Genomic DNA, 21,988 nt, shown 5'->3' with positions numbered 1-21,988 from the left:
GAAACAATACAGTTTCGGCTCATGGCAACGACGCTGGACGACATCGTCGCGGCCGAACGGGACCCGTCGCTGGAACCCCCCGTTCGGATTACCGGCCTGATGGTGCAGTACTACGAAGTTTGCAGGCGCGAGCTCTGGTTCATGTCTCGGGGTATCGACATCGACCGCGACGCTGCGAACATTCGGCGGGGAACGCACGTCGACGAATCTAGCTACAGGGACCTTCGCGAGTCCTTTCAGGTGAACGGGCGGATCTCTATCGACGTGGTCGATTCGGGGGAGATCATGGAGGTGAAGGTATCCTCGACGCTCGAAGAACCCGCTCGCTTGCAGTTGCTGTACTATCTGTGGTATCTGGAGGAGGTACTCGATATCGAGAAGGACGGTGTCCTCGCGTACCCGACCGAACGAAAGCGCGAGCGCGTCACTCTCGACGAGGAGAACAGGGAACGGATCGAGTCGGTACTGCGCGGTATCGTCGAGGTCGTCGATTCGGAGACGCCGCCCGCGCTCGAGAAGAAACCCGTCTGTGAGGCCTGTCTGTACCAGGACCTCTGCTGGATGTGAAATCGATGCCGAAACCCAACCACCACATCTTCGCGGACGGCGATCTCAAGCGCGACGAGAGCACCCTCCGGATCGACACGCTCGACGGGGAGACGAAACACCTCCAGGTCGAGAACGTCGACGCGCTCTACCTCCACGGACAGATCACGTTCAACACGCGCGCCCTCGGCCTGCTCGACGACCACGGTGTCACTGTACACGTCTTCGGCTGGAACGACTACTATCAGGGGTCGTACCTTCCGAAACGCGACCACGTCTCCGGGAATACGGTCGTCGAACAGGTCCGTGCGTACGATGACACCGCGCGCCGGCTCGCGATCGCACGGCAGATAATCGCCGCGAGCATCCACAATATGCGCGCGAACCTCCAGTACTACGACCAGCGCGAGCACGACTTCGAAGCGAGCATCGACGACCTCGACGCGCTCAAGGAGCGCGCCCACGACACCGATGATGTCGAGACGCTCCGCGGTGTCGAAGCGCAAGCACGCAAGGAGTACTATCGAGCGTTCGACGAGATACTGCGCGATCCGTTCGAACTGACCCGCCGGGAGTACAATCCCCCGTCGAACGAAGCGAATTCGCTTGTCTCGTTCCTCAACGCGCTCACGTATACGACCTGCGTGTCCGCGATACGGAAGACCGCCCTCGACCCGGCGGTCGGCTATATGCACGAGCCCGGAGAGCGCCGGTTCACGCTCTCGCTCGACATCGCGGACATCTTCAAGCCGATACTCGCGGACCGCGTCGTGTTTCGACTCGTCAACCGCCAGCAGATCTCCTTCGACGACTTCGAGTCGGAACTCGACGGGTGTCTGCTGACCGAGGACGGCCGGGAAACGGTCCTTCGAGAGTTCGAATCGACACTGGACAGGACAGTCGAACACCCGCGTCTGTCGCGCAACGTGAGTTACAAGACGCTCGTTCGCACCGACGTGTACAGCCTGAAAAAGCACGTCCTGACCGGGGAGACGTATCACCCGACGGAGCGGTGGTGGTGATGTTCGTACTCGTCGTCTACGACGTGCCCGCAGACAGGACGGACCTGTACAAGAAGATGCTCCGCAAGCGGCTCGAACACGTCCAGAATTCCGTATTCTACGGTGACGTAACGCCGGGACTGCTCGTCGAGATCAAAACCGATATCGAAGAGATGCTACAGCCCGACGATTCCGTACTGGTATTCGAAGCCGAACGTCTCGGTAGTGTCGAGATCTCCACGTACGGTGATTCGTCGGAACCGGGGAGTCGGTTTACCTGATCGGTGATTTCATCGACCCCCCGGGGGGTCACACAGAATTAGGGGTCGATGGAAACGTTTGTCTGTATTCCCCTATTAGCCGCCTGTAGGCCCGCAGATCGGCCATGGTTACAGCAGGACCGTAGACGGGTTGAAGCCCTGACGGCGGGACCAGCACGCACGAGCGTGCCGACAGTTACAGCAGGACCGTAGACGGGTTGAAGCTCATTGTACCCTGTCTCGACGACGGTCTCGTTCAGTGTTACAGCAGGACCGTAGACGGGTTGAAGCAGGTCGTCGACGAGGAGGATGCCGTCGAGGTCACGCGTTACAGCAGGACCGTAGACGGGTTGAAGCGTCCTCGGCGGAATCGTCGACAACGCGAGGTGACACGGTTACAGCAGGACCGTAGACGGGTTGAAGCGCCGAAAACGTGACTGGCCCCGTCACCGAGACCGGTTACAGCAGGACCGTAGACGGGTTGAAGCATCTCGCGGATGTCCTCGACCGCGGCGTCGCCCATCGTTACAGCAGGACCGTAGACGGGTTGAAGCAGAGTAGGGGGTGTACGTGAGCATAGGGGTAGCGGAGTTACAGCAGGACCGTAGACGGGTTGAAGCTGCTGAACTCGTCTCCGATGAATAGCTTAGACTGGTTACAGCAGGACCGTAGACGGGTTGAAGCATCTCGTCGACGAGCGGGTCGAAGGTGTCGAGTAACTGGTTACAGCAGGACCGTAGACGGGTTGAAGCTACGAGACAGATGAGTACCGACACCACAGGCGCGCGTTACAGCAGGACCGTAGACGGGTTGAAGCAGGTCTACGTCAATCCGTATATCCCGCTCAAGAATGTTACAGCAGGACCGTAGACGGGTTGAAGCGCCGTCGTAACCGTGACTTACCCGCCCGCTATCACGAGTTACAGCAGGACCGTAGACGGGTTGAAGCACCCCAACCGCCGCAGATCAATAGAGTCGAACTCGTTACAGCAGGACCGTAGACGGGTTGAAGCAGTTCACTCCCGCAGTCCCGGCAGATGTTGAACGCGGTTACAGCAGGACCGTAGACGGGTTGAAGCTGTCCGCGCCCCTACCTATTTGGGGAATCGGATACGTGTTACAGCAGGACCGTAGACGGGTTGAAGCTCCGCTGGTTCCTTCTTGTCGACGAGTTCCTCGAACGGTTACAGCAGGACCGTAGACGGGTTGAAGCGACGACATCGCCGAGTGGGACAACCAGCGCACCGTTACAGCAGGACCGTAGACGGGTTGAAGCGGCCTCGCGGAACTCGACGGCGAGGTGCTCACCCCGTTACAGCAGGACCGTAGACGGGTTGAAGCGCCGTTGAGTTAGACCTGACGGGGAGCTTCCCGAGTTACAGCAGGACCGTAGACGGGTTGAAGCCAACTTCCGTGTGGGTTCGGACTCGATAACCGACCGTTACAGCAGGACCGTAGACGGGTTGAAGCGACGGCGGAGTAACTCAACTCGCCGAGAAGATGGGCGTTACAGCAGGACCGTAGACGGGTTGAAGCAGACTACACCTCAACTGATCTTTCTCTCAGATCAAGTTACAGCAGGACCGTAGACGGGTTGAAGCCGAGCGGTCCGACTCGGCGGGTCGAGCGGACCGAACGTTACAGCAGGACCGTAGACGGGTTGAAGCGTTGAGGAAGCACAAGCCAACATCGCGGAAGTGCTTGTTACAGCAGGACCGTAGACGGGTTGAAGCGGCCGGCCGTCCACGGGATGTATCCGACGAAGAGAGTTACAGCAGGACCGTAGACGGGTTGAAGCGGCGTCCGTCTAACCGTCTCGTCAGCGTTCGGAGCAGTTACAGCAGGACCGTAGACGGGTTGAAGCCCCGTCGTCGTTCGGATCTTCTCGGCTGGCCCTCACCGTTACAGCAGGACCGTAGACGGGTTGAAGCTACCTCACGCTGGCGTTGCAAGACATCCAGCATAACAGTTACAGCAGGACCGTAGACGGGTTGAAGCTCGCAGTGGCATCTCGTCGAGAGCGACTTCCCGGAGTTACAGCAGGACCGTAGACGGGTTGAAGCGGCTTCGAGAGCGACGACGAGGCCGTGTGGTCGTGGTTACAGCAGGACCGTAGACGGGTTGAAGCGGGAAGCTTCTGCCGGCGGTCTCGGACCTCAGACGAGTTACAGCAGGACCGTAGACGGGTTGAAGCGCCTTCCCGCCCGGGTAGCCGAACGGAGTTCGAACCGAGTTACAGCAGGACCGTAGACGGGTTGAAGCGGCGCGCCGTTCGACCTCCGGCAGCTGCCCGAGCCGGTTACAGCAGGACCGTAGACGGGTTGAAGCGCCTTGGTCGGTCACCGCCGGCGAGGACCGTACCTGGTCGCCCGTCGAGTTACAGCAGGACCGTAGACGGGTTGAAGCTCGCCGCGCGTGAAGTCCCGCGGCGCCTCCGACTGTTACAGCAGGACCGTAGACGGGTTGAAGCGCGGCACGCGGCGCTCGCGAGGCACAGCGCGCCGAGTTACAGCAGGACCGTAGACGGGTTGAAGCACGGTGACCGGCGCCAACGAGCGCAGGGTCGTCGGGTTACAGCAGGACCGTAGACGGGTTGAAGCGCGAGGAAGTACCGGACGGTCAGCGACGAGGTGAAGAGTTACAGCAGGACCGTAGACGGGTTGAAGCGAGCCCGACTCGGACCCCGACCAGGTCCGCGACAGCGTTACAGCAGGACCGTAGACGGGTTGAAGCACCACGTGGAACATCCCCGGCTCGAACCGCTCCAGGAGTTACAGCAGGACCGTAGACGGGTTGAAGCGTTGTGGACTCCGACGACGGGACCACGACGGAGTTGGTTACAGCAGGACCGTAGACGGGTTGAAGCTGGCCTTCTCGGCGCGGCGAGCGAGCCGAGTCCGGGTTACAGCAGGACCGTAGACGGGTTGAAGCAGTCCGCGCACACCGGGCCGCGGCTGAACTCCCAGTTACAGCAGGACCGTAGACGGGTTGAAGCAACGCGGGTGTGTCGGTTTGTGTTAGTGTTCGGTTGTTACAGCAGGACCGTAGACGGGTTGAAGCGACCCGGCCGAGCCGCGAGAGTGGGGATACGGCGAGGTTACAGCAGGACCGTAGACGGGTTGAAGCTGCTCATCGAGGTCATGTTCCTCGACGATGGAATGGTTACAGCAGGACCGTAGACGGGTTGAAGCGACGGGAGCGACTTCGAGGATGACACCGACCTGCCGTTACAGCAGGACCGTAGACGGGTTGAAGCACCTGTATAGCTCTGCGAAACACTTATGGCGCAGGGTTACAGCAGGACCGTAGACGGGTTGAAGCGGCATCACCGCGACCTCGACCTCTCAATCGACGGTGTTACAGCAGGACCGTAGACGGGTTGAAGCGCCGAACTGCGTGCGCTGGGTGGGCGGCGTCCCGCCCGGTTACAGCAGGACCGTAGACGGGTTGAAGCGTGACCATTCGGGAGGGCGACAGATGAGCGGACCCGCGTTACAGCAGGACCGTAGACGGGTTGAAGCTGCTCGCCCGCCAGGTAGGCGATGCCGCCCACGACGAGCGTTACAGCAGGACCGTAGACGGGTTGAAGCACCTGCCAGACGTGCGGCGTCCCTCACGTCCTGCTGGTTACAGCAGGACCGTAGACGGGTTGAAGCGAGTAGACAGGGCCAACTCATTGGCCTGACTCGGAGTTACAGCAGGACCGTAGACGGGTTGAAGCGACGTTGACGATGGGGGGAGTATGCATCCACAGCACGTTACAGCAGGACCGTAGACGGGTTGAAGCATATCCTCCATGCTGACGTTGGTCTCCCCCCAGTATTGTTACAGCAGGACCGTAGACGGGTTGAAGCTACCGCAACCCGCTCGCGGCGGTCAAGACCTCGCCGTGTTACAGCAGGACCGTAGACGGGTTGAAGCCTCGCAGAGAAGGGCATCGACATCTCGAAAACGGGTTACAGCAGGACCGTAGACGGGTTGAAGCGAACCGCCGCAGAAGCCGCCCGAGGCGTGGTCGTCTGGTTACAGCAGGACCGTAGACGGGTTGAAGCCGGCCGAGCGACCGCGGACCGGGGGAGTGGGGACGGGTTACAGCAGGACCGTAGACGGGTTGAAGCGTCGACCTGGCGGGGTCGACCCCCGAGCGCGGGGTGTTACAGCAGGACCGTAGACGGGTTGAAGCACCCCATCCTGGTTCCTGGAAGACGGCACGTACTACGGTTACAGCAGGACCGTAGACGGGTTGAAGCGAGGCGTTCGCCGACCAGCAGGACCTCGCACAACGTTACAGCAGGACCGTAGACGGGTTGAAGCGACGGCGAAGGGTACGTAACGGTCGAACTCCGACACGTTACAGCAGGACCGTAGACGGGTTGAAGCCACCCCCAGCACCTTCACCCGATGCAGATGGATCTGGTTACAGCAGGACCGTAGACGGGTTGAAGCGGTAGTGGCGGGTCACGACCTACCACCCCGCCGGGTTACAGCAGGACCGTAGACGGGTTGAAGCTGCGAGCAAACGCTGGCGACGCCGGACGAGAACGGCGTTACAGCAGGACCGTAGACGGGTTGAAGCGACTGGAGCGACGAGACGCTGACCGACTCCCAGGGCGTTACAGCAGGACCGTAGACGGGTTGAAGCTCCCTCACCGGCACGCACTCGGTGGTCGCAAGCATGGTTACAGCAGGACCGTAGACGGGTTGAAGCGTCGCCTGTTCGCTCCCGGCGTCGGCCCAGATACCGTTACAGCAGGACCGTAGACGGGTTGAAGCTGCTCAATCCACTCGTCAGACTGCTTGAGCGTCCGGGTTACAGCAGGACCGTAGACGGGTTGAAGCGTCTCGCCGTCGGAGTCGACCTTGCCGACGACGCGGGTTACAGCAGGACCGTAGACGGGTTGAAGCGGACGTGAACGTAGGCGAACGCTACCGTGAATAAGCGAGTTACAGCAGGACCGTAGACGGGTTGAAGCCTCAGCCCCAGGAAATCGACGAGCGAGCTCCCGAGTTACAGCAGGACCGTAGACGGGTTGAAGCCTCCGGCGCGAGGGCATCACGTCGACACCGGCGGCGTTACAGCAGGACCGTAGACGGGTTGAAGCGACGGCTACCAGACTCAGGGCGTCCACGCGGCGATGGTTACAGCAGGGCCGTAGACGGGTTGAAGCCGTGTCGTGGACGACGCGAAAGACGACGACCTCCCCGTTACAGCAGGACCGTAGACGGGTTGAAGCGAACTCGACGAACGGGAGCGGGCCGTGCTGGATGTGGTTACAGCAGGACCGTAGACGGGTTGAAGCAAGAGTGAGCGCGGAGGACTACGGCGACGACGGTTCGTTACAGCAGGACCGTAGACGGGTTGAAGCCAAGACTATGCGGATAGAAGCGCGCTTGAAACCGGTTACAGCAGGACCGTAGACGGGTTGAAGCGGCTTCACGGCCAACCGGCTGACGGGCTTCCGGCTCGTTACAGCAGGACCGTAGACGGGTTGAAGCGGCGGGTCCGAGTAGCCGAGGTGGCGGATCACCTGCGTTACAGCAGGACCGTAGACGGGTTGAAGCCTGGAGTTCGGCACGTCGAAGATGGACGCCAAGCCGTTACAGCAGGACCGTAGACGGGTTGAAGCGACGGATCGAGGCACTCGGTGGTGCGAGCGTCGAACCACGTCGCGACGGAGTTACAGCAGGACCGTAGACGGGTTGAAGCCCGGCGAACTACCCGGTCGGGAACGGCGGGATGGTTACAGCAGGACCGTAGACGGGTTGAAGCGTGTAGCTCGGGAGGTGAACCTGCCACCACTCCGCGGTTACAGTAGGACCGTAGACGGGTTGAAGCGAGGACTGGCCCGAGGAGCACAAGGAGGCCGCCAACGGTTACAGCAGGACCGTAGACGGTCGAAACGGTCCGGAGCTACAGAGTGATCGCAACCACGAAACAGATAGTAACGTCCGCGTAACGGCATCGAACGGACGTGAAGGAGCGGCCGAACGTCGACTATCGATGTCGGCGATTAGGAGGGACGAGTCGCCGACTCCGGAACGGCGTTCTGCGCGGCGAGTACGATCTCTCCGTCCAATAGCAACCTATCCGAGGGGTAGGAGTCCCTGTCCTCGATGAGTTCCGACCGCGTACGGTGTGGAAGTCCGTGGTTTAGCTCCCTACGACCGGAACCGTTCGAGTACCGGAATCTCCGCGACCCGCTCGTCGTCCAGGGCCGTCCAGTCGACCCCCTCGGGCCGCTCGAACGGCAAGTCGGTCCGGATCGTGCGCTCGGGTGTGACCACGATATCGACGGGCACGTCGTGGGCGTCGGGGTCGATCCCCTCGCGGACCTGCCGCTCGTGGACCGTGGTGACGACGGTCGTGTCGGCGTCGACCAGCCCAAGCTCGGCGAGGACGGCGAACTCCAGGTCGCTGTAGCCCTCGCCCTTGCCGACGCGGGCGCCCGCGGGCGAGACGGCGACGCTCCCGACGAGGACCAGGTCCACCCGGTCGACGGCGTCCGGCCCGACCTGCTCGGCGTGGGCGTCGACGCCGGAGACCGTGGCGGCGGCGTCGGGGTCGTCGAGTTCGGCGGGGTCGAGGCGGTAGAAACAGCGCTCGTCGCGCAGGCGCGGGACGGCCATGTAGACGGTCTTCCCGGCGTCGAGGGCCCCGCGGCGGGCGGGCAGTTGCGGCGCGTCGGGGTTGGCCTTGAGGGTGTCGGCGTCGGCCCACTCCGGGAGGTCGGCCAGGCGGTCGGCCGCCCGGTCGGCCCCCGCGAAGTTGGGGATGCGGCCGTGGGGCGGGAAGGGGAACCGCGCTGCGCCGCTGTCTTCGAGGTCGTCCCAGACGGTCTGTCGGAGAGTCTCCTTGTCCCCGGGCATCGAGTCAGAGCACGTCGGAGGCGGTCGTGTCGGCGCCCACGTCGGTGGCCACGTCGATGTTCTGGATCAGCTCGACGAGGTCGGCAAGCTGGGGGAAGGTGTAGACGGTGACCTCGACGTCGGCGTCGCTGGCGACGATGTGGGAGTCGATAACGAAGGCGATCTCCTCGTCGGGCCAGCCGCCCATCTCGTCGACGATGTCGCTGGCGGGGCCGAAGACGAAGGAGGGCGTCGACATGTCGATGGTCGTGTCGAGGACGTTCGCCCAGCCGTCGATGAAGCCGCTGGTCATGATGTTGCCGATCTCCTGCATGGCCGACCGCTCCATGTCGGTGAAGAAGCCGTCGGCGGCCTCGCCGCTTCCCATGTCGCCGACCATGCCGCGGGCGAGCCGCTTGCTCCCGGCGGGTTCGAGCACGAAGAGGACGTAGCCGTACGGCGGTTCGGTCAGCTCGACGTAGATGCCGACCTGTTCGTGTTCGCCGAGGTGGGTCCGCACGTCCGCCATGTCGAGGAAGTTGATCTTCGAGACCTCGATCTCGGTGTCGAGCCCCGAGAGCTGGTTGAGGTGGGCGGAGACGGTGGTGGCCCCCTCCCTGGCCATCTCGTTGAAGAGCTCGAGTTTCCGCACGTCGACCTCGTAATCCATACCTTCCGGTGGGACCGGACCACCGTAAACGTGCTGGCGGCCGCGAGGCGGCCGGGGACGGGCGCTCCGGCGGTCGTCGGCTCTCGGCGGGGATCGGCGGGGGCCGGACCGCGGACGGACGCTCCGGCGGACCGCGGACAGACGCTCCGGCGGGGTTCGGAGGGGGATCCCGACGGTCGTCCGGGCGGATTCGGCGACGACTTCGCGGCAGTAACTCCCCGATACCGGGCTGTAGCCCGCATAGGCGACGTATACTCTTGGGCGTGTCGCTCGGGGAGACAAACGGCGGGTGGGCGGTTCGACGTGCCCCCGGCGACCGACCGACCCGTCGCGACTCCACACAGATGCCCCTCGCAACGACCGATCCGACCGCCGTTGACCTGTCGGCCGTCGACGAGTACCTCGGCTCGGCTCCCGGTTCCGTGTCCGACCTGGAGCTGTTGCTGTGGGCGCTCGTCGGCTGGGCCCTGGTGCTCGATATCGTCCTGACCGCGTACGGCCTCTCGATCGGTCTCGTCGAGCGGAACCCGCTTATGCGACAGGCGATCGACACGTTCGGCCTGGCGGCGCTCGGCCTCGCGAAGGCCGGCGCCGTCGGCGTCGCGCTCGTCTTCCGCCTCCTGTGGCCCGAGTACGCCATCGTCGCGCCGCTGGGCCTGGCCGTTCCCTGGGTGCTCGCCGTCCTGTTCAACGCCGCGCTCCTGGCCTCGCTGTGAGGCCGGCCCCGGCTTCGCACCCGCCGTCGACGGGCGGCCCTCGACCGACCCGCGGCCGAGTACCGGCCTCGCGAGTGTCCTCCGAAGCGATCCTTTTTTGATACCCTGCCACGACGTGGCACACGCACGATCCACCCCTCTGGGTGTGGGGTGTCGTGCGGTGGGTACGATGCGCGGCACACGACTGGCAAGTGTAGCTGGATCGCGGGAGCCCGGCGACCGGCTCGGCCTCGCGGCCGACGACCGGGTCGTCGAGGGAGCGCTGTGGGCGGTCGTCGCCGCGTCGGTGGCGCTCGACGTGTACACCACGTGGCTGGGACTGTCGATGGGGCTCGCGGAAGGGAATCCGGTGATGCGCCGGGCCATCGACGGCCACGGGCTCGCCGCGCTCGGCGCGGCGAAGCTGGCGGTCGTCGCCGCGGCCGGCGCCGTCCGGTCGCTCCGCCCCCGATACGGGACGGTCATCGCGCTGGGGCTCGCGCTCCCGTGGACGGTGACCGTCCTCGTCAACGCGGTCGCGCTCGCGACCGTCTGACCGACGACGGCGTGTCCGAACCGCCGGGCCGGCCGTGGGATCCGTCCCGGCGTCCCCCCGACTCTCCACAGCGGGACACGCCCCTCGTCCGGTCGCTTCCCTTCGAACAGTCGCTCACAGGCCGCTACCCGTCGGGTCGCTTCTCCGCCAGCACGGTCCGGTCGAACTCGCAGACCAGCGTGTCCTCGCCGTCCTCGACGCGGTAGGCCTCGACATGCATCGTCACGACGCCGCGCTCGCCGTCGCTCGTCTCGCGTCTGTCGGTCACCGTCGACTCGGCGCGGAGCGTGTCCCCGTGGAACACCGGCGCCGGGTGCTCCACGTCGTCGTACGAGAGGTTCGCGACGATGGTCCCGTCGGTCGTCTCCGGGATCGACAGCCCCACCGCGAGACTCATCGTGTAGAGGCCGTTGACGACCCGCTCGCCGAACTGCGTCCCCTCGGCGAATTCGGCGTCTAAGTGCAGCGGCTGCTGGTTCATCGTCAGGTCGCAGAACCGCTGGTTGTCCGCCTCCGATATCGTGCGGCGCTTGTCGTGGGCGATGGTCTCGCCCACCTCGAACTCCCCGTAGTAGCGCCCGGGCATATCCCGACGGTCGGTTCGGCGGCGGTTAACGGTTGGGTGGCGGACGGCCCGGCGGGAGCGCGGGCGCGAACCCGACCCCGATCGGTCGCGGGGTCGACGGACCGGCGGCTGTCGAAGCTGTCGAGACGGCGGTATCGGGGACCCGGCGGCGGGCGGGTCCCGTCGCCGCGTGGAAGGGTCTGTGGGTTGTGGGTTCGCGCCCGCGAAGCGGGCACCCGGCCGCTGGGTCGGGATTCTGTAAGTGCTTTTTCATTCGATCCGGACGTGCGCGACCGTCGGACGCCCGCGCCCCGCCGCCCGTGGTTTCAAGCGGCCGCCGCCCGGAGTCGGCGTATGGCACGCCGGAGCGTCCTGTTCGCGCCGGGCGACCAGCCCGACCTCATGCGCAAGGCACCGACGACCGGGACCGACGCGGTTGTCTTCGACCTCGAAGACGCGGTCCTGCCCGCGAAGAAAGCCGACGCGCGAGAGGCGGTCCGGGAGGTGCTCGCCGACCTCGACGCCGACTGCGAGGTGTGCGTGCGCGTCCGGCCGCCCGGGCGGGGCGCGGCCGACGACCTCGACGCGATACTGGCGGGCGACGCGCGGGCCGCCCTCGACGCACTCGTCCTGCCGAAGGCCGAGTCGGCCGACGACGCGACCGACCTGGCGGACCTGGCGGCCGAGCGCGACGCCGACCCGCCGGTGCTCGCGCTCGTCGAGACCGCGGCGGGCGTCCTCCACGCCGAGGGGATCGCGGCCGCCGAGCCGACCGACGCGCTGATATTCGGCGCCGAGGACCTGGCCGCCGACATCGGGGCGACCCGGACCGACGAGGGGACCGAGGTGCTCCACGCCCGGGAGCACGCCGTCCTCGCGGCGGCCGCGGCGGGCGTCGACGCGGTCGATACGATGTACACGGACTTCGAGGACGAGGCGGGCCTGCGCGCCGAGGCCGAGTTCGCGCTCGAACTCGGTTACGACGGCAAGCTGGCGATCCACCCCGCGCAGGTCGGGCCGATCAACGAGGCGTTCACGCCCGACCCCGAGCGCGTCGAGCGGGCCGAGCGGGTGCTGACCGCGAAGGAAGCGGCGGACGCCGAGGGACGGGGCGTGTTCGCCGTCGACGGCGAGATGGTCGACGCGCCGCTGGTCGCCCAGGCCGAGCGCGTGATGGAGCGCGCGCGTGCGGCCGGCGTCCGGGAGTGAACGGTCAACCGGGCCAGCTACCCGCCGGCCGAATCCTTATCCCCGCGCTGACCCATATCTGACACATGTCCGAGGAGATCAACCCCTTCGAGAGCCTCCGGGAGCAGGTCGACGACGCCGCCGCCCACCTCGACGTCGACCCGGGGACGCTCGAACGGCTCAAACGCCCCGAGCGCGTTCTGGAGGCGAACCTCTCGGTCGAGATGGACGACGGGTCGGTCGAGGTCTTCCGCGCCTACCGCTCGCAGTTCAACGGCGCCCGCGGTCCCTACAAGGGCGGCATCCGCTACCACCCGGGGGTCTCCCGCGACGAGGTCAAGGCGCTGTCGGGCTGGATGGCCTACAAGTGCGCGGTCGTCGACATCCCCTACGGCGGCGGCAAGGGCGGGATCGTCGTCGACCCCGACGACTACTCCGAGGACGAACTCGAACGGCTCACCCGCGCCTTCGCGACGGAGCTGCGCCCGATCATCGGCGAGGACAGGGACATCCCGGCGCCGGACGTGAACACGGGCCAGCGGGAGATGAACTGGATCAAGGACACCTACGAGACCCTGGAGAACACGACCGAACCGGGCGTCATCACCGGCAAGGCGCCCGACAGCGGGGGGTCGGCCGGCCGCGTCGAGGCGACGGGCCGGTCGGTGATGCTGACGGCCCGCGAGGCGTTCGACTACCTCGGGAAGGACGTCGAGGGCGCGACGGTCGCCGTCCAGGGGTACGGCAACGCGGGCTCGGTGGCGGCGAAGCTCCTGTCGGACCTGGGCGCCAGCGTCGTCGCCGTCTCCGACTCCTCGGGCGCCGCTTACGACCCCGACGGGCTGGACGCGCGGGCGGTCAAGGAGCGCAAGGACGAGACCGGCGACGTCGTCGACTACGACGCGCCCGAAACCCTCTCGAACGAGGAGCTGCTGACGCTGGACGTGGATCTCCTGGTCCCGGCGGCGCTGGAGAACGCCATCGACGCCGACCTCGCCGAGGACGTGCGGGCGGACGTGGTCGTCGAGGCCGCCAACGGCCCGCTGACACCCGGCGCCGACGACGTACTGACCGAGCGTGACGTGCACGTCTTCCCCGACATCCTCGCCAACGCCGGCGGTGTCACGGTCTCCTACTTCGAGTGGGTGCAGAATCGCCAGCGCTTCTACTGGTCCGAGGAGCGGGTCAACGACGAACTGGAGACCGTCGTCGTCGACGCCTTCGACCGGCTCGCGTCGACCTACGAGGACCGGGACCTGCCGAACTTCCGGACCGCCGCCTACGTGGTCGCCATCGAGCGGGTGCTCCGGGCCAGCGAGCAGGCCGGCGTCTGGGCGTAACTCCCGCCGGCCCTCTCGACGGTCACCGCCCGCGACGGCGGATCGTCCGGGACGGTCGCCGCGTCGCCGCCGGACCACACTCGTTGGACACGCCGGTTTTACGGCCCGGGACCCAACCGACGGGTATGCCGGTCTACGAGCGCGAGACGGTCGTCGACGCGCCGTTCGACGAGGTGTGGGAGTTTCACTCGCGAGCCTCGGGTCTCGAAGCGCTGACCCCCGACTGGATGAATCTCCGGGTCGAGTCGTCGGTCGGACCCGACGGCGAGCCCGACCCCGAGGTACTGGAGACGGGGTCGAAGGTCGAGGCGACCGTCGCGCCGTTCGGCGTCGCGCCGCGCCAGCGGTGGGTCTCCTACATCGCCGCCCGCGAGGAAGGCGAGGGGGAGGCGACCTTCCGTGACGAGATGCTGCGCGGCCCGTTCCCGAAGTGGGTCCACACCCACACCTTCGAGGCCGTCGACGGGGGGACGCGCGTCCACGACCGCGTCGAGTACGAACTCCCCGTCGTCCGCGGGCTGCTCGGCCCGCTCGGCCGGATCGGTTTCGAGCCGATGTTCCGGTATCGCCACCGGAAGACGAGGGAACTGCTGGAGTAGCCGCCGGTCGGGACCGTCGGGCCCCGTTTCCGGAAATCGAGCTGGGGGAGGCCAACGACTTTCACGCTTCCCGTACATTGCTCACGTATGACAGACGTAGCTGTCGTCGGCGGGGGCCCCGCCGGCCTGAGCGCCGCACTGTTCACCGCGAAGAACGACCTCGACACCGTCGTCTTCGACACGGACGAGACGTGGATGCACAAGGCCCACCTGTTCAACTACCTCGGCATCGAGAGCGAGGACGGGACGGCGTTCGTGGAGGACGCCCGCGAGCAGGTCGACGGCTTCGGCGTCGACCGCCGCCAGGGCGAGGAGGTCCAGACGGTCGAGCAGGACGGCGACGGCTTCCGCGTCGTCACCGAGGACGACGACCTGGCGGCCGACTACCTCGTGCTCGCGACCGGCGCGGACCGCGACCTGGCCGAACAGCTGGGCTGTGCGTTCACCGACGAGGACGTCGTCGACGTGGACGTGGACATGGAGACCTCGGTCGAGGACGCCTACGCCACCGGCGCGATGGTCCGCGCCGAGGAGTGGCAGGCCGTCATCTCGGCCGGCGACGGCGCCGCCGCGGCGCTGAACGTCCTCACCAAGGAGAAAGGCGAACACTTCCACGACTTCGACACGCCGGCCGACGCCGAATAGTCCACTCCGGGGGGTACGAGTTCGGTCGCCCCGGGGGAAGGCGACAGATCTCGCGGAAAGCGACTCGAACGGCGGCCGCTCCCGTCGGACCCGTCACTCCGCGACGGCGTCGGCGCACTCGCGGAGCAGTCCGTCGATGATCTCGGGGGTCGTCGGGTGGTAGGCGCGGTCGGGCACCTCCCGCACGTCCAGGCCCATCTCGACGACGACCTGCATCGTCTTGGCCATCACGTCGGCGTGGTAGTGCAGGCCCTGCCAGCCCAGCACCGCCGCCGACTCGCGGTCGACGACGAGCTTGGCGACGCCCTCCGGGGCGTCCTTGGCCTCGAACACGCCGTCGTCGCTGGCCCGCCGCATCGAGACGGCCACGTCGTAGCCCGCGTCGCGGGCCTCCCGTTCGGTCATGCCGACGCGGGCGTAGGGGTAGACACCCAGCCCCGAGAAGATGACGTGGTGGGTGACGTTCTCGTAGGCCTCCAGCGGCTCGCCCCGCTCGCGCCGGAGGATGTTCTCGGCGGCGGTGAACCCCTGCTCCTTGGCGACGTGGAGGATCGGCTCCTTGCCGTTGGCGTCCCCGACGACGAACACCCGGTCGTCGTCGCGGGCCTGCATCGTGTCGAGCACCCAGCCCGGCCCGCGCTCCAGCGCCGACTTTTTCAGTCCGAGCCGCCCCAGGCAGGGCCGCCGGCCGGTGAACAGGTAGAGTTCGTCGGCCTCAACCACCTCGTCGTCGCCGTCGACGCCTTCGAGGTACAGCCGGACGCCGCCGTCGTCGGTCGGCTCGACGCGCTTCTCGTAACACTCCGTGGGGATGGTCACGTCGAACGCCTCGCGGTAGAGGTCGAGGATCGTATCGCCGAACTCCGGGTCGGCCTCGTCGATGGGCCGCTCGTCGTGCTCGACGACGGTCACGTCGGTCCCACCGACTTCGCTAAGGTAAGGGACCATCTCCAGCCCGACGTAACCCAGACCCATCACGACCGCCGAGTCGGGGAGGTCGGTTGCGTCGAGCAGGTCCGCGCTCGTCTGGTGGGGCACGTCGTCGATGCCGGGCAGGTCCGGGATGTTGACGGCCGACCCCGTCGCTATCACCACGTAGTCGCCGGTGATCTCGCGGCCGCCCGCGACGACCGTGTGGTCGTCGACGAACCGCGCGGTGTCGTGAATGAAGGTCACGTCCTCGCGCTCGGCGATCTCGTGGATCGACTCGCGGCGGTGTTCGGCCCACCCGAGCGTGTGGTCGTCCTTGCGCTCGATGGTCCGGTCGAGGTCGACCTCGTGGGGGTCGCCGAGCAGTCGCTCGTCGTGACGCGCCCGGAAGCGGTGGGCGCCGGCCGACAGCACCTCCTTGGAGGGCATGCAGCCCCGCAGGATGCAGAGCCCGCCGCCGGGGTCGCCGTCGTCGATGAGGGTGAGCTCCACGCCGGGCTCGTCGGCCAGCGAGTTCGCGACCGCCGCGCCGGCGCTGCCGTAGGCGCCGATGATGACCACGTGAACCATAGGTCCGTGTTGACCGACCAGGCCTAAATCGTTCCGGGCGCGGCGGTCGCCACAGCGCCCCCGAACCGGCGACCGCAACGAGAGGGCGTTGCGGACCGGCGACCCCGACGGGAGAGCGGCCGGAGCGGGAGTGCGACCGCGGCGGGCCTCGCCGCTCAGTCCTCGACGGGCGAGCGCGGAGCGGGGCCGTCGGCGCGGCGGGCGCGCAGCCACCGCGCGGGCCGCGAGCGGTTGACGACCCGGTCCCACAGCACCAGCACCGACGGGAGGACGGCGATCGAGGCGACGTAGGCGTAGACGACCGAGAGCGCGGTCAGCACGCCGAACGCGCCGATGGCCGGGTTCAGCGCGAACACGAGCATCCCCATGCCCGCGACGGTGGTGAGCATGCTCCCGGTGAGCGCGCCGCCGGTCCCGCGGATGGCGCGGTCGAGCGCCGTGTCCAGGTCGGTCTCCTCGAACTCGTCGGCGAAGCGGTGGACGACGTGGACCGAGTAGTCGATGCCGAGCCCGATGGTCAGCGAGAGGATCACGCCGTTGATCGCGTTGAAGTCGATGCCGAGGTAGCGCATCGACGCGACGACGAACGTGACCGTCAGCGCGATGGGCACGACGTTGGCGACGCCAAGCGACGGCCGTCCCTCCAGCACGGCGTAGACGACGATCAGGAACGCCGACGCGCCGACGAGCGTGATCAGCAGGCTCGTGATCACCGTGCTGAGGATCAGCTCCGAGGCCTCCTCGAAGATGATCGCGTTGCCCGTCGGCGTCGCGTCGAGCGAGGTCTCCGCGGCGATGGCCTCGGCGTCGGCCGCGACCTCGCCGTTGGTCGCGTCGGCGTCGACGGTGTAGGTCACCAGCGTGCTCCGGCGGTCGTCGGCGAGGACGCCGCCGACGCCGCTCCCCGGCGCCGATTCGAGGGAGTCGTAGACCTCGCCGAGGTTCTGCTCGGGGATCCCGTCGGCGTCGGGGTCGTTGCGCGCCACCAGGTCGGCGAACTGCGGGTCCCGGTCGGCGTACGAGCGGACGACGGTGACGACCGACTGGCTCTCGGCGTGGCGGCCCTCGCGGAGGACGGTCGGCGGCGGGTCGCGGCCCATCCGGTAGACCTGGTCGAGCGCCGCGTCCCGACCCATCCGCGTCTCGACGTACAGCAGGACCGAACTGCTCTGGGGGAAGTTGTCCTCGATGTAGTTGCTCTTCGAGATGGTGCTGTACTCCGGCGGGCTGAACGGCGCCGGGAGCTCCTTCTGCCACTCGGGGATCTCCTCGTACTCCGGCGGCAGGAAGTCGTCCTGGCTGAAGCCGGTGCCGACGCCGGTGGCGTAGACGCCCGCGACGCCGCTGGTGAGGAGGACGACGAGCATGAACAGCGCCGGCGCGCGCTTGGCGACGGCGACGCCGCCGCCGAGCGCGCGCCCGAGCAGCGACCCCTCCGAGCCCAGCGGGCGCTCGCTCATCGTCGGGATCGGGTACTTCGCCCGCAGGCGGTCGGTCTTGACCTTCGCTGCCGGGAGGAAGATCCCGAAGATCAGGAACGTGAAACAGATGCCGATGGCCGCGACGAGGCCGAAGTCGCGGATGGGCGCGAGCGCGCTCGGCAGGTTCGACAGGAAGCCGATGACGGTCGTCCCCATCACGATGAAGAAGGCGACCAGTAGCTGCTCGGTGGTGACGTCCATCGACGTGCCGACGGGCTGGCCGCGCTCGCGCTCCTCGCGGTAGCGGTTGACGGCGTGGATGCCGAAGTCGATGCCGACCGCGATGAGCAGCGGCGGCACCGCCACGAGCAGCGGGTTGAAGGCGATGTCGGCCAGCCCGAGGAAGCCGAACGTCCACAGGAGCGTCATCAGGATGGCGACGACGCCGAGAAGCAGGTCCACCAGGTCCCGGTAGGCGACGACCAGGAAGCCGACGATGAGGATGAACGCCGCCGGGAGCACGAGCGCCAGCGACGACCCGATCGTGTTCGGCGCGCTCCCGACGGTGTCGATGTCGCCGCCGACGGTCGCGAGGACGCGCTCGACGCGCTCCTCGCGGTCGTCCACGTCGCGGTCGTGGGTCACGGACGCCTGCGCGGCGCGGGCGGCCGCGCTCTCCGTGTCGAAGTCCTCGCTGACCTGTGAGGTGAACCCCGGGCTCTCAGCGGCCCGGCGGACAGCCCGGTCGATCTCCGTCGCCGTGGCGTGCTCGACGGCGTCGATCTGCGCCTCGACGGTCGTCGCCTCCGGGTCGAGTTGCTGGGCGACGGTCCGGGCGGGGCTGGAGACGCCCGTCACGCGCAGCCCCCCGTGGTCCTGCAACCGCTCCTGGGCACGCAACAGCCGCAGCATACTCGTCCGCGAGAGGACGTTCTGTTCGCGCTGGAGCAGCTGCGTCGTGGTCGCGCTCTCCCCGAACGCGGACCCGAAGTCCCGCTGGATGTCCTGGAACGCCTCGAAGGAGTCGAGGTCCTCGACGAACTGGTTGCTCCCGCCCTCGGTCTCGACGTTGCCGAGGCCGGCGACGAAGACGGCGGTCAACAGGAGGAAGGCGAGGCTGATCCGCCCCGGGTAGGAGGCGATGGCGTCGCCGACCTCGTCGGTGAACCACTCGAAGACCATCTACCTGTACCACAGGTAGCCGGCGACGAGGGCGACGAGGACGACGACCGCGCCGGCGATCACCGGCACCGGCAGGCCGCTCCCGCCGCTGTCCTCGGGCTCGGTCACGTCGACGGCGACGGTGTAGCCGCTGGAGAGGGTCGTGTCGCCGTCGGCGTCGTCGTACTGGAAGTCCAGCTCGACGGGGTAGGACTTCGTCAGCGCGTCCGAGCCGGCGCTGACCTCGAAGGTGAACGTCTCCGACTCGCCGGCCGGGATCTCGTCGGCGAACGCCTCGCCGTCGTCGACCGAGACGGGGTCGTCGGCGAAGATGGCCGCCGACACGTCGCTGACGGGGTCGTCGCCGGCGTTCGTCACGGTCACTTCGAGGACGCGCCCGGCACCGCGCTCGACGGTCCCGTTGGCGACGGACACGTCGAAGACGTCCCGCTGCTGGCGGACGCGCTGGCGGGTGTCGAAGCTCTCGGCCTGGCGGCGCTCGTCGTCGGCGTTCCGGTAGGTCGGCCGCAGCGTGAACTGCTTCGGCCCGGCCTCGGCGGCCTCGCTGATCTCCACGTCGAAGGCGAACTCCTTCGACTGATCGACCCGGAGGTTCCCGACCGAGTACTCGCGGTCGAGCGGCGAGACGTTCCGACTCTCCGACTCGAAGACGACCACGACGCTGTCGGCGCGGGCGTCGCCGACGTTGGTGATCGTGCCCGACAGCGTCCCCTCCTCGCCGACGCGCAGCGACGAACTCAGGTTGCTCGCGTCGAACTCGTACTCGACTTCCGGAGCGGGACGGACGCCGAACTGCAACGTGCCGGACTGGCCGGGGTCGCCCTCGCCGTCCTCGTAGCTGACCGAGGCCTGCAGGGAGTAGTTGCGCGACTCGGCCTGGGGGGTGGCCGTCGCCTCGACGGCGATCTCGCGGGTCTCGTTCGCCGCCCACCGGCCGACGTACTGGCTGGCGGTGGTCGACCCGCCGAACGTCAGCGTCGGGCTCCCGGAGGTGATCGACACCGACGCGTCGCGCACGTCGACCGGGCCGTCGTTGCGGACCGTGACGGTCACGGGTCCGTCGTCGTCGACGGCGAGGTCGCTCCCGCTGTCGACGATCGTGAACGTCTGCTCGCGGGCCGGCGTGACGCCCAGCGAGAGGCTGTCCGACTGCATCGGCGTGCTGTCCGCGTCCTCGTAGTTGACCGTCGCGCCGAAGGCGTACTGCTGTTGGCTCGCGGACTGTGCCGCGCTGACCCGGTAGGAGACGGTCCGCGTCTCGCCGGGCGCCCAGGCGCCGCCGACGTACCGCGACGACGACGCGGACGCGCCGAAGGTCATATCGGCGTTCTGCGAGGTGAGCGCAACCGAGGCGTTGCGGGCGACCGCCGTCCCGGTGTTGCGCAGCGTCACGTCGACGGTGCCGGTGGCCCCGACGCGGGCCGTCGACGCCACGTCGGTCACGCGGAACTGCGCGGCCTCCTCGACGGTCACGTTCACCGTGAAGTTCCGCGTCGTGCTCGTGCGGTTGTACTCACTGGTCTGCGGGTTCACCGACTGCGTGTAGTTGTACGAGACGTTGATCGGCAGCTCGTAGGTGCCCGGCTGCGCCGAGCGGTCGATATCGATCCGGAACTCGGCCGGCGCGGAGGAACCGTCGGGCAGGCGCGCGATGGCCCGCTCGTTGGTGTTGACGGTCAGCGGGGCGTCGTGCTCGCCGACGCTGACCCGGATCGCGCGGGCGGTGGTCACCTGCTGTTCGAGCGCCGGGTTCGATAGCGACCCGTTCGTGACGTTGCCGTCGTTGAGCAGGACGACCTGCAGCGCGGTCCGCTCGCCGGGGGCGAAGTCGGTGGCCGGCACCGACACGTCGATCCCGGGGTTGCCGGTAACGTTGTCCTGCTGCTGTTGCTGCTGGGCCGGCTCGGTCGGGCCGGTCGACCCCGACCCGGCCGCGAGCGTCGGCGCGTCCGTTCCGACGCCCGCGACTCCGCCGTCGGTGACGGCGCCGGCGACCGGCGACGCGGCCAGAAGCAGTGCGACTGCGGCGACTACCGGAAGCTGTGTCCGTTGCATGCGTGGATTCCCGTGTCTCACCCACCGTGCCGCGGGGACCAACGACGGCCGCGTAGGTGTCGTCGTCCACTTTCCGCCCGAACCCCGTCAATCATTGTAAACAGGAGTGAACGTCCCAGGAGTTTATCGCGTCATTCCCCCTGGGCGACCGACCGGGGCCGATCCGTGCGGATAATACCCACACTATTGGTAACATTTAACAAGGCATAGGGCGTAGCTACCGATAGCGTCGAACCGGCAGACAGCGACGGAACGTAGACCACAACAATGGCAACCAACGAAACCCGCTCCGAGACGAGCCGCTACGACGAACTCGAGATCGCGAACGGCGACGTCGTGATCTACGACGTCGACAACCACCGGGCGTGGATCCAGTCGGACGAGACAGTGACCGGCGACGAGATGGCCTGACCGGCCCCGGAGCGGGCTCGCCGGCCCGACGGGGCCGGCGGGGTCGTCCCCGTCCCACCGCGGTTTCTCCGCTCTCGACCGCCGAGCGACCGCTGGATCCGACAGCCGACCGCGGGTACCCGACCGCCGGCGCCCGGCTACTGGGCCTCGGCGCGCGGGCCGGGCAGGGCTAGACTACCTGTCGTCGGAGAGGGTCGACCCGTCGGGTGTGCCGCCGTCGGCGTCGGTCGAGCGGTCGGCCGCCCCGTCCCCGGAGTCGGGGTCGGCGAAGTCGTCGGCGGTCGGGCCGCCGTCGTCGCCCACCTGCGCCTGGAGGCGCGCGATCTCCGTCTCCAGTTCCCGGATGCGCTCGTCGTAGTCGTCGTCCGAGCGCAGCCACAGCGCGCCGACGACGGCGATGAGAACCAGCGGGAGCCCGAACAGCACCAGCCCCATCACGAGGATGACGAGCAGTTCGACGCCGCCGGGGATCCCCATCTGGAGGAGCATACCGGGGCGTACGACCGGT

17 protein-coding genes and 1 CRISPR repeat array are annotated in these 21,988 nt (G+C 67.3%); of the genes, 10 read left to right on the top strand and 7 right to left on the bottom strand.

Features of this window, described 5'->3' with window-relative positions:
• Positions 1-21: 21 nt before the first annotated feature.
• The 3 genes from cas4 to cas2 are packed head-to-tail and all read left to right on the top strand — an operon-like array spanning position 22 to position 1,828.
• Positions 22-567: a CRISPR-associated protein Cas4 gene (gene cas4, locus ACMGFI_RS10100; protein ID WP_436909371.1), complete on the top strand. Its 546-nt coding sequence runs from the start codon at positions 22-24 to the stop codon at positions 565-567.
• Positions 568-572: 5 nt separating this feature from the next.
• On the top strand, positions 573-1,568 hold the full coding sequence (gene cas1b, locus ACMGFI_RS10095) for a type I-B CRISPR-associated endonuclease Cas1b (protein ID WP_436909369.1): 996 nt from the start codon (positions 573-575) through the stop codon (positions 1,566-1,568).
• On the top strand, positions 1,568-1,828 hold the full coding sequence (gene cas2, locus ACMGFI_RS10090; RefSeq protein ID WP_436909368.1) for a CRISPR-associated endonuclease Cas2: 261 nt from the start codon (positions 1,568-1,570) through the stop codon (positions 1,826-1,828). The genes cas1b and cas2 overlap by 1 nt, the downstream gene beginning before the upstream one ends.
• A 107-nt stretch (positions 1,829-1,935) precedes the next feature.
• A CRISPR array of direct repeats spans positions 1,936-7,710; the repeat unit is 30 nt; unit sequence GTTACAGCAGGACCGTAGACGGGTTGAAGC.
• Positions 7,711-7,966: 256 nt separating this feature from the next.
• On the opposite strand, the gene ACMGFI_RS10085 is transcribed toward cas2, so the two are convergent.
• Together ACMGFI_RS10085 and ACMGFI_RS10080 are read right to left on the bottom strand one after the other, a co-directional pair.
• Positions 7,967-8,674 (bottom strand): 5-formyltetrahydrofolate cyclo-ligase, encoded by a 708-nt coding sequence (locus ACMGFI_RS10085; RefSeq protein WP_436909366.1) that lies wholly within the window; start codon positions 8,672-8,674, stop codon positions 7,967-7,969.
• A gap of 4 nt (positions 8,675-8,678) precedes the next feature.
• Entirely contained in the window at positions 8,679-9,323 is a 645-nt protein-coding gene (locus ACMGFI_RS10080; protein ID WP_436909365.1) for a chemotaxis protein CheC, read from the bottom strand.
• A gap of 344 nt (positions 9,324-9,667) precedes the next feature.
• Between ACMGFI_RS10080 and ACMGFI_RS10075 the strand changes: the two genes are divergently transcribed.
• Positions 9,668-10,039, top strand: a complete 372-nt coding sequence (locus tag ACMGFI_RS10075; RefSeq protein WP_436909364.1) for a DUF5658 family protein — start codon at positions 9,668-9,670, stop codon at positions 10,037-10,039.
• A 169-nt stretch (positions 10,040-10,208) separates the two neighbouring features.
• Positions 10,209-10,574 carry a DUF5658 family protein gene (locus ACMGFI_RS10070; protein WP_436909363.1) on the top strand — a complete coding sequence of 122 codons (366 nt, stop codon included), beginning with the start codon at positions 10,209-10,211 and terminating at the stop codon, positions 10,572-10,574.
• Between the two features lie 124 nt (positions 10,575-10,698).
• On the opposite strand, the gene ACMGFI_RS10065 is transcribed toward ACMGFI_RS10070, so the two are convergent.
• A complete protein-coding gene (locus tag ACMGFI_RS10065; protein WP_436910232.1) occupies positions 10,699-11,295 on the bottom strand; it encodes a MaoC family dehydratase in 597 nt (198 codons plus the stop codon).
• A 198-nt stretch (positions 11,296-11,493) separates the two neighbouring features.
• On the opposite strand from ACMGFI_RS10065, the gene ACMGFI_RS10060 reads away from it, so the two are divergent.
• The 4 genes from ACMGFI_RS10060 (at position 11,494) to ACMGFI_RS10045 (ending at position 14,911) form a co-directional block, all read left to right on the top strand.
• Positions 11,494-12,348: an HpcH/HpaI aldolase/citrate lyase family protein gene (locus tag ACMGFI_RS10060; RefSeq protein ID WP_436909361.1), complete on the top strand. Its 855-nt coding sequence runs from the start codon at positions 11,494-11,496 to the stop codon at positions 12,346-12,348.
• 65 nt (positions 12,349-12,413) lie between these two features.
• On the top strand, positions 12,414-13,667 hold the full coding sequence (locus tag ACMGFI_RS10055) for a Glu/Leu/Phe/Val family dehydrogenase (protein ID WP_436909360.1): 1,254 nt from the start codon (positions 12,414-12,416) through the stop codon (positions 13,665-13,667).
• A gap of 125 nt (positions 13,668-13,792) precedes the next feature.
• Positions 13,793-14,266 (top strand): SRPBCC family protein, encoded by a 474-nt coding sequence (locus ACMGFI_RS10050; RefSeq protein ID WP_436909359.1) that lies wholly within the window; start codon positions 13,793-13,795, stop codon positions 14,264-14,266.
• Positions 14,267-14,353: 87 nt separating this feature from the next.
• Positions 14,354-14,911, top strand: a complete 558-nt coding sequence (locus ACMGFI_RS10045) for an NAD(P)/FAD-dependent oxidoreductase (RefSeq protein ID WP_436909357.1) — start codon at positions 14,354-14,356, stop codon at positions 14,909-14,911.
• Positions 14,912-15,004: 93 nt separating this feature from the next.
• Here ACMGFI_RS10045 and ACMGFI_RS10040 read toward each other — a convergent pair whose 3' ends face one another.
• From ACMGFI_RS10040 to ACMGFI_RS10030, 3 genes are all read right to left on the bottom strand, one after another.
• Positions 15,005-16,411, bottom strand: coding sequence for a dihydrolipoyl dehydrogenase family protein (locus ACMGFI_RS10040; protein ID WP_436909356.1), 1,407 nt, complete (start codon positions 16,409-16,411; stop codon positions 15,005-15,007).
• Between the two features lie 155 nt (positions 16,412-16,566).
• Positions 16,567-19,014 (bottom strand): efflux RND transporter permease subunit, encoded by a 2,448-nt coding sequence (locus ACMGFI_RS10035; protein WP_436909355.1) that lies wholly within the window; start codon positions 19,012-19,014, stop codon positions 16,567-16,569.
• Positions 19,015-21,069 (bottom strand): COG1361 S-layer family protein, encoded by a 2,055-nt coding sequence (locus ACMGFI_RS10030; protein WP_436909354.1) that lies wholly within the window; start codon positions 21,067-21,069, stop codon positions 19,015-19,017.
• A 267-nt stretch (positions 21,070-21,336) separates the two neighbouring features.
• Here ACMGFI_RS10030 and ACMGFI_RS10025 point away from each other — a divergent pair, with 267 nt between their 5' ends.
• Entirely contained in the window at positions 21,337-21,480 is a 144-nt protein-coding gene (locus ACMGFI_RS10025; RefSeq protein WP_436909352.1) for a DUF7331 family protein, read from the top strand.
• Between the two features lie 174 nt (positions 21,481-21,654).
• Here the strand turns inward: ACMGFI_RS10025 and ACMGFI_RS10020 are convergent, their stop codons facing one another.
• Complete coding sequence (locus ACMGFI_RS10020; RefSeq protein WP_436909351.1) at positions 21,655-21,969, bottom strand: hypothetical protein; 315 nt, start codon at positions 21,967-21,969, stop codon at positions 21,655-21,657.
• Between the last annotated feature and the right edge of the window lie 19 nt (positions 21,970-21,988).

This window comes from Halosimplex marinum (genome assembly GCF_051414075.1).
GTDB lineage: Archaea > Halobacteriota > Halobacteria > Halobacteriales > Haloarculaceae > Halosimplex > Halosimplex marinum.
Note: the sequence above shows the minus strand (reverse complement) of the source record. Positions and strands in the feature narration are given on the sequence as shown.

Coding starts and splice junctions, on each gene's coding strand:
- cas4 (WP_436909371.1), top strand. CDS start 22: ATGGCAACGACGCTGGACGACATCGTCGCGGCCGAACGGGACCCGTCG.
- cas1b (WP_436909369.1), top strand. CDS start 573: ATGCCGAAACCCAACCACCACATCTTCGCGGACGGCGATCTCAAGCGC.
- cas2 (WP_436909368.1), top strand. CDS start 1,568: ATGTTCGTACTCGTCGTCTACGACGTGCCCGCAGACAGGACGGACCTG.
- ACMGFI_RS10085 (WP_436909366.1), bottom strand. CDS start 8,674: ATGCCCGGGGACAAGGAGACTCTCCGACAGACCGTCTGGGACGACCTC.
- ACMGFI_RS10080 (WP_436909365.1), bottom strand. CDS start 9,323: ATGGATTACGAGGTCGACGTGCGGAAACTCGAGCTCTTCAACGAGATG.
- ACMGFI_RS10075 (WP_436909364.1), top strand. CDS start 9,668: ATGCCCCTCGCAACGACCGATCCGACCGCCGTTGACCTGTCGGCCGTC.
- ACMGFI_RS10070 (WP_436909363.1), top strand. CDS start 10,209: ATGCGCGGCACACGACTGGCAAGTGTAGCTGGATCGCGGGAGCCCGGC.
- ACMGFI_RS10060 (WP_436909361.1), top strand. CDS start 11,494: ATGGCACGCCGGAGCGTCCTGTTCGCGCCGGGCGACCAGCCCGACCTC.
- ACMGFI_RS10055 (WP_436909360.1), top strand. CDS start 12,414: ATGTCCGAGGAGATCAACCCCTTCGAGAGCCTCCGGGAGCAGGTCGAC.
- ACMGFI_RS10050 (WP_436909359.1), top strand. CDS start 13,793: ATGCCGGTCTACGAGCGCGAGACGGTCGTCGACGCGCCGTTCGACGAG.
- ACMGFI_RS10045 (WP_436909357.1), top strand. CDS start 14,354: ATGACAGACGTAGCTGTCGTCGGCGGGGGCCCCGCCGGCCTGAGCGCC.
- ACMGFI_RS10040 (WP_436909356.1), bottom strand. CDS start 16,411: ATGGTTCACGTGGTCATCATCGGCGCCTACGGCAGCGCCGGCGCGGCG.
- ACMGFI_RS10035 (WP_436909355.1), bottom strand. CDS start 19,014: ATGGTCTTCGAGTGGTTCACCGACGAGGTCGGCGACGCCATCGCCTCC.
- ACMGFI_RS10030 (WP_436909354.1), bottom strand. CDS start 21,069: ATGCAACGGACACAGCTTCCGGTAGTCGCCGCAGTCGCACTGCTTCTG.
- ACMGFI_RS10025 (WP_436909352.1), top strand. CDS start 21,337: ATGGCAACCAACGAAACCCGCTCCGAGACGAGCCGCTACGACGAACTC.
- ACMGFI_RS10020 (WP_436909351.1), bottom strand. CDS start 21,969: ATGCTCCTCCAGATGGGGATCCCCGGCGGCGTCGAACTGCTCGTCATC.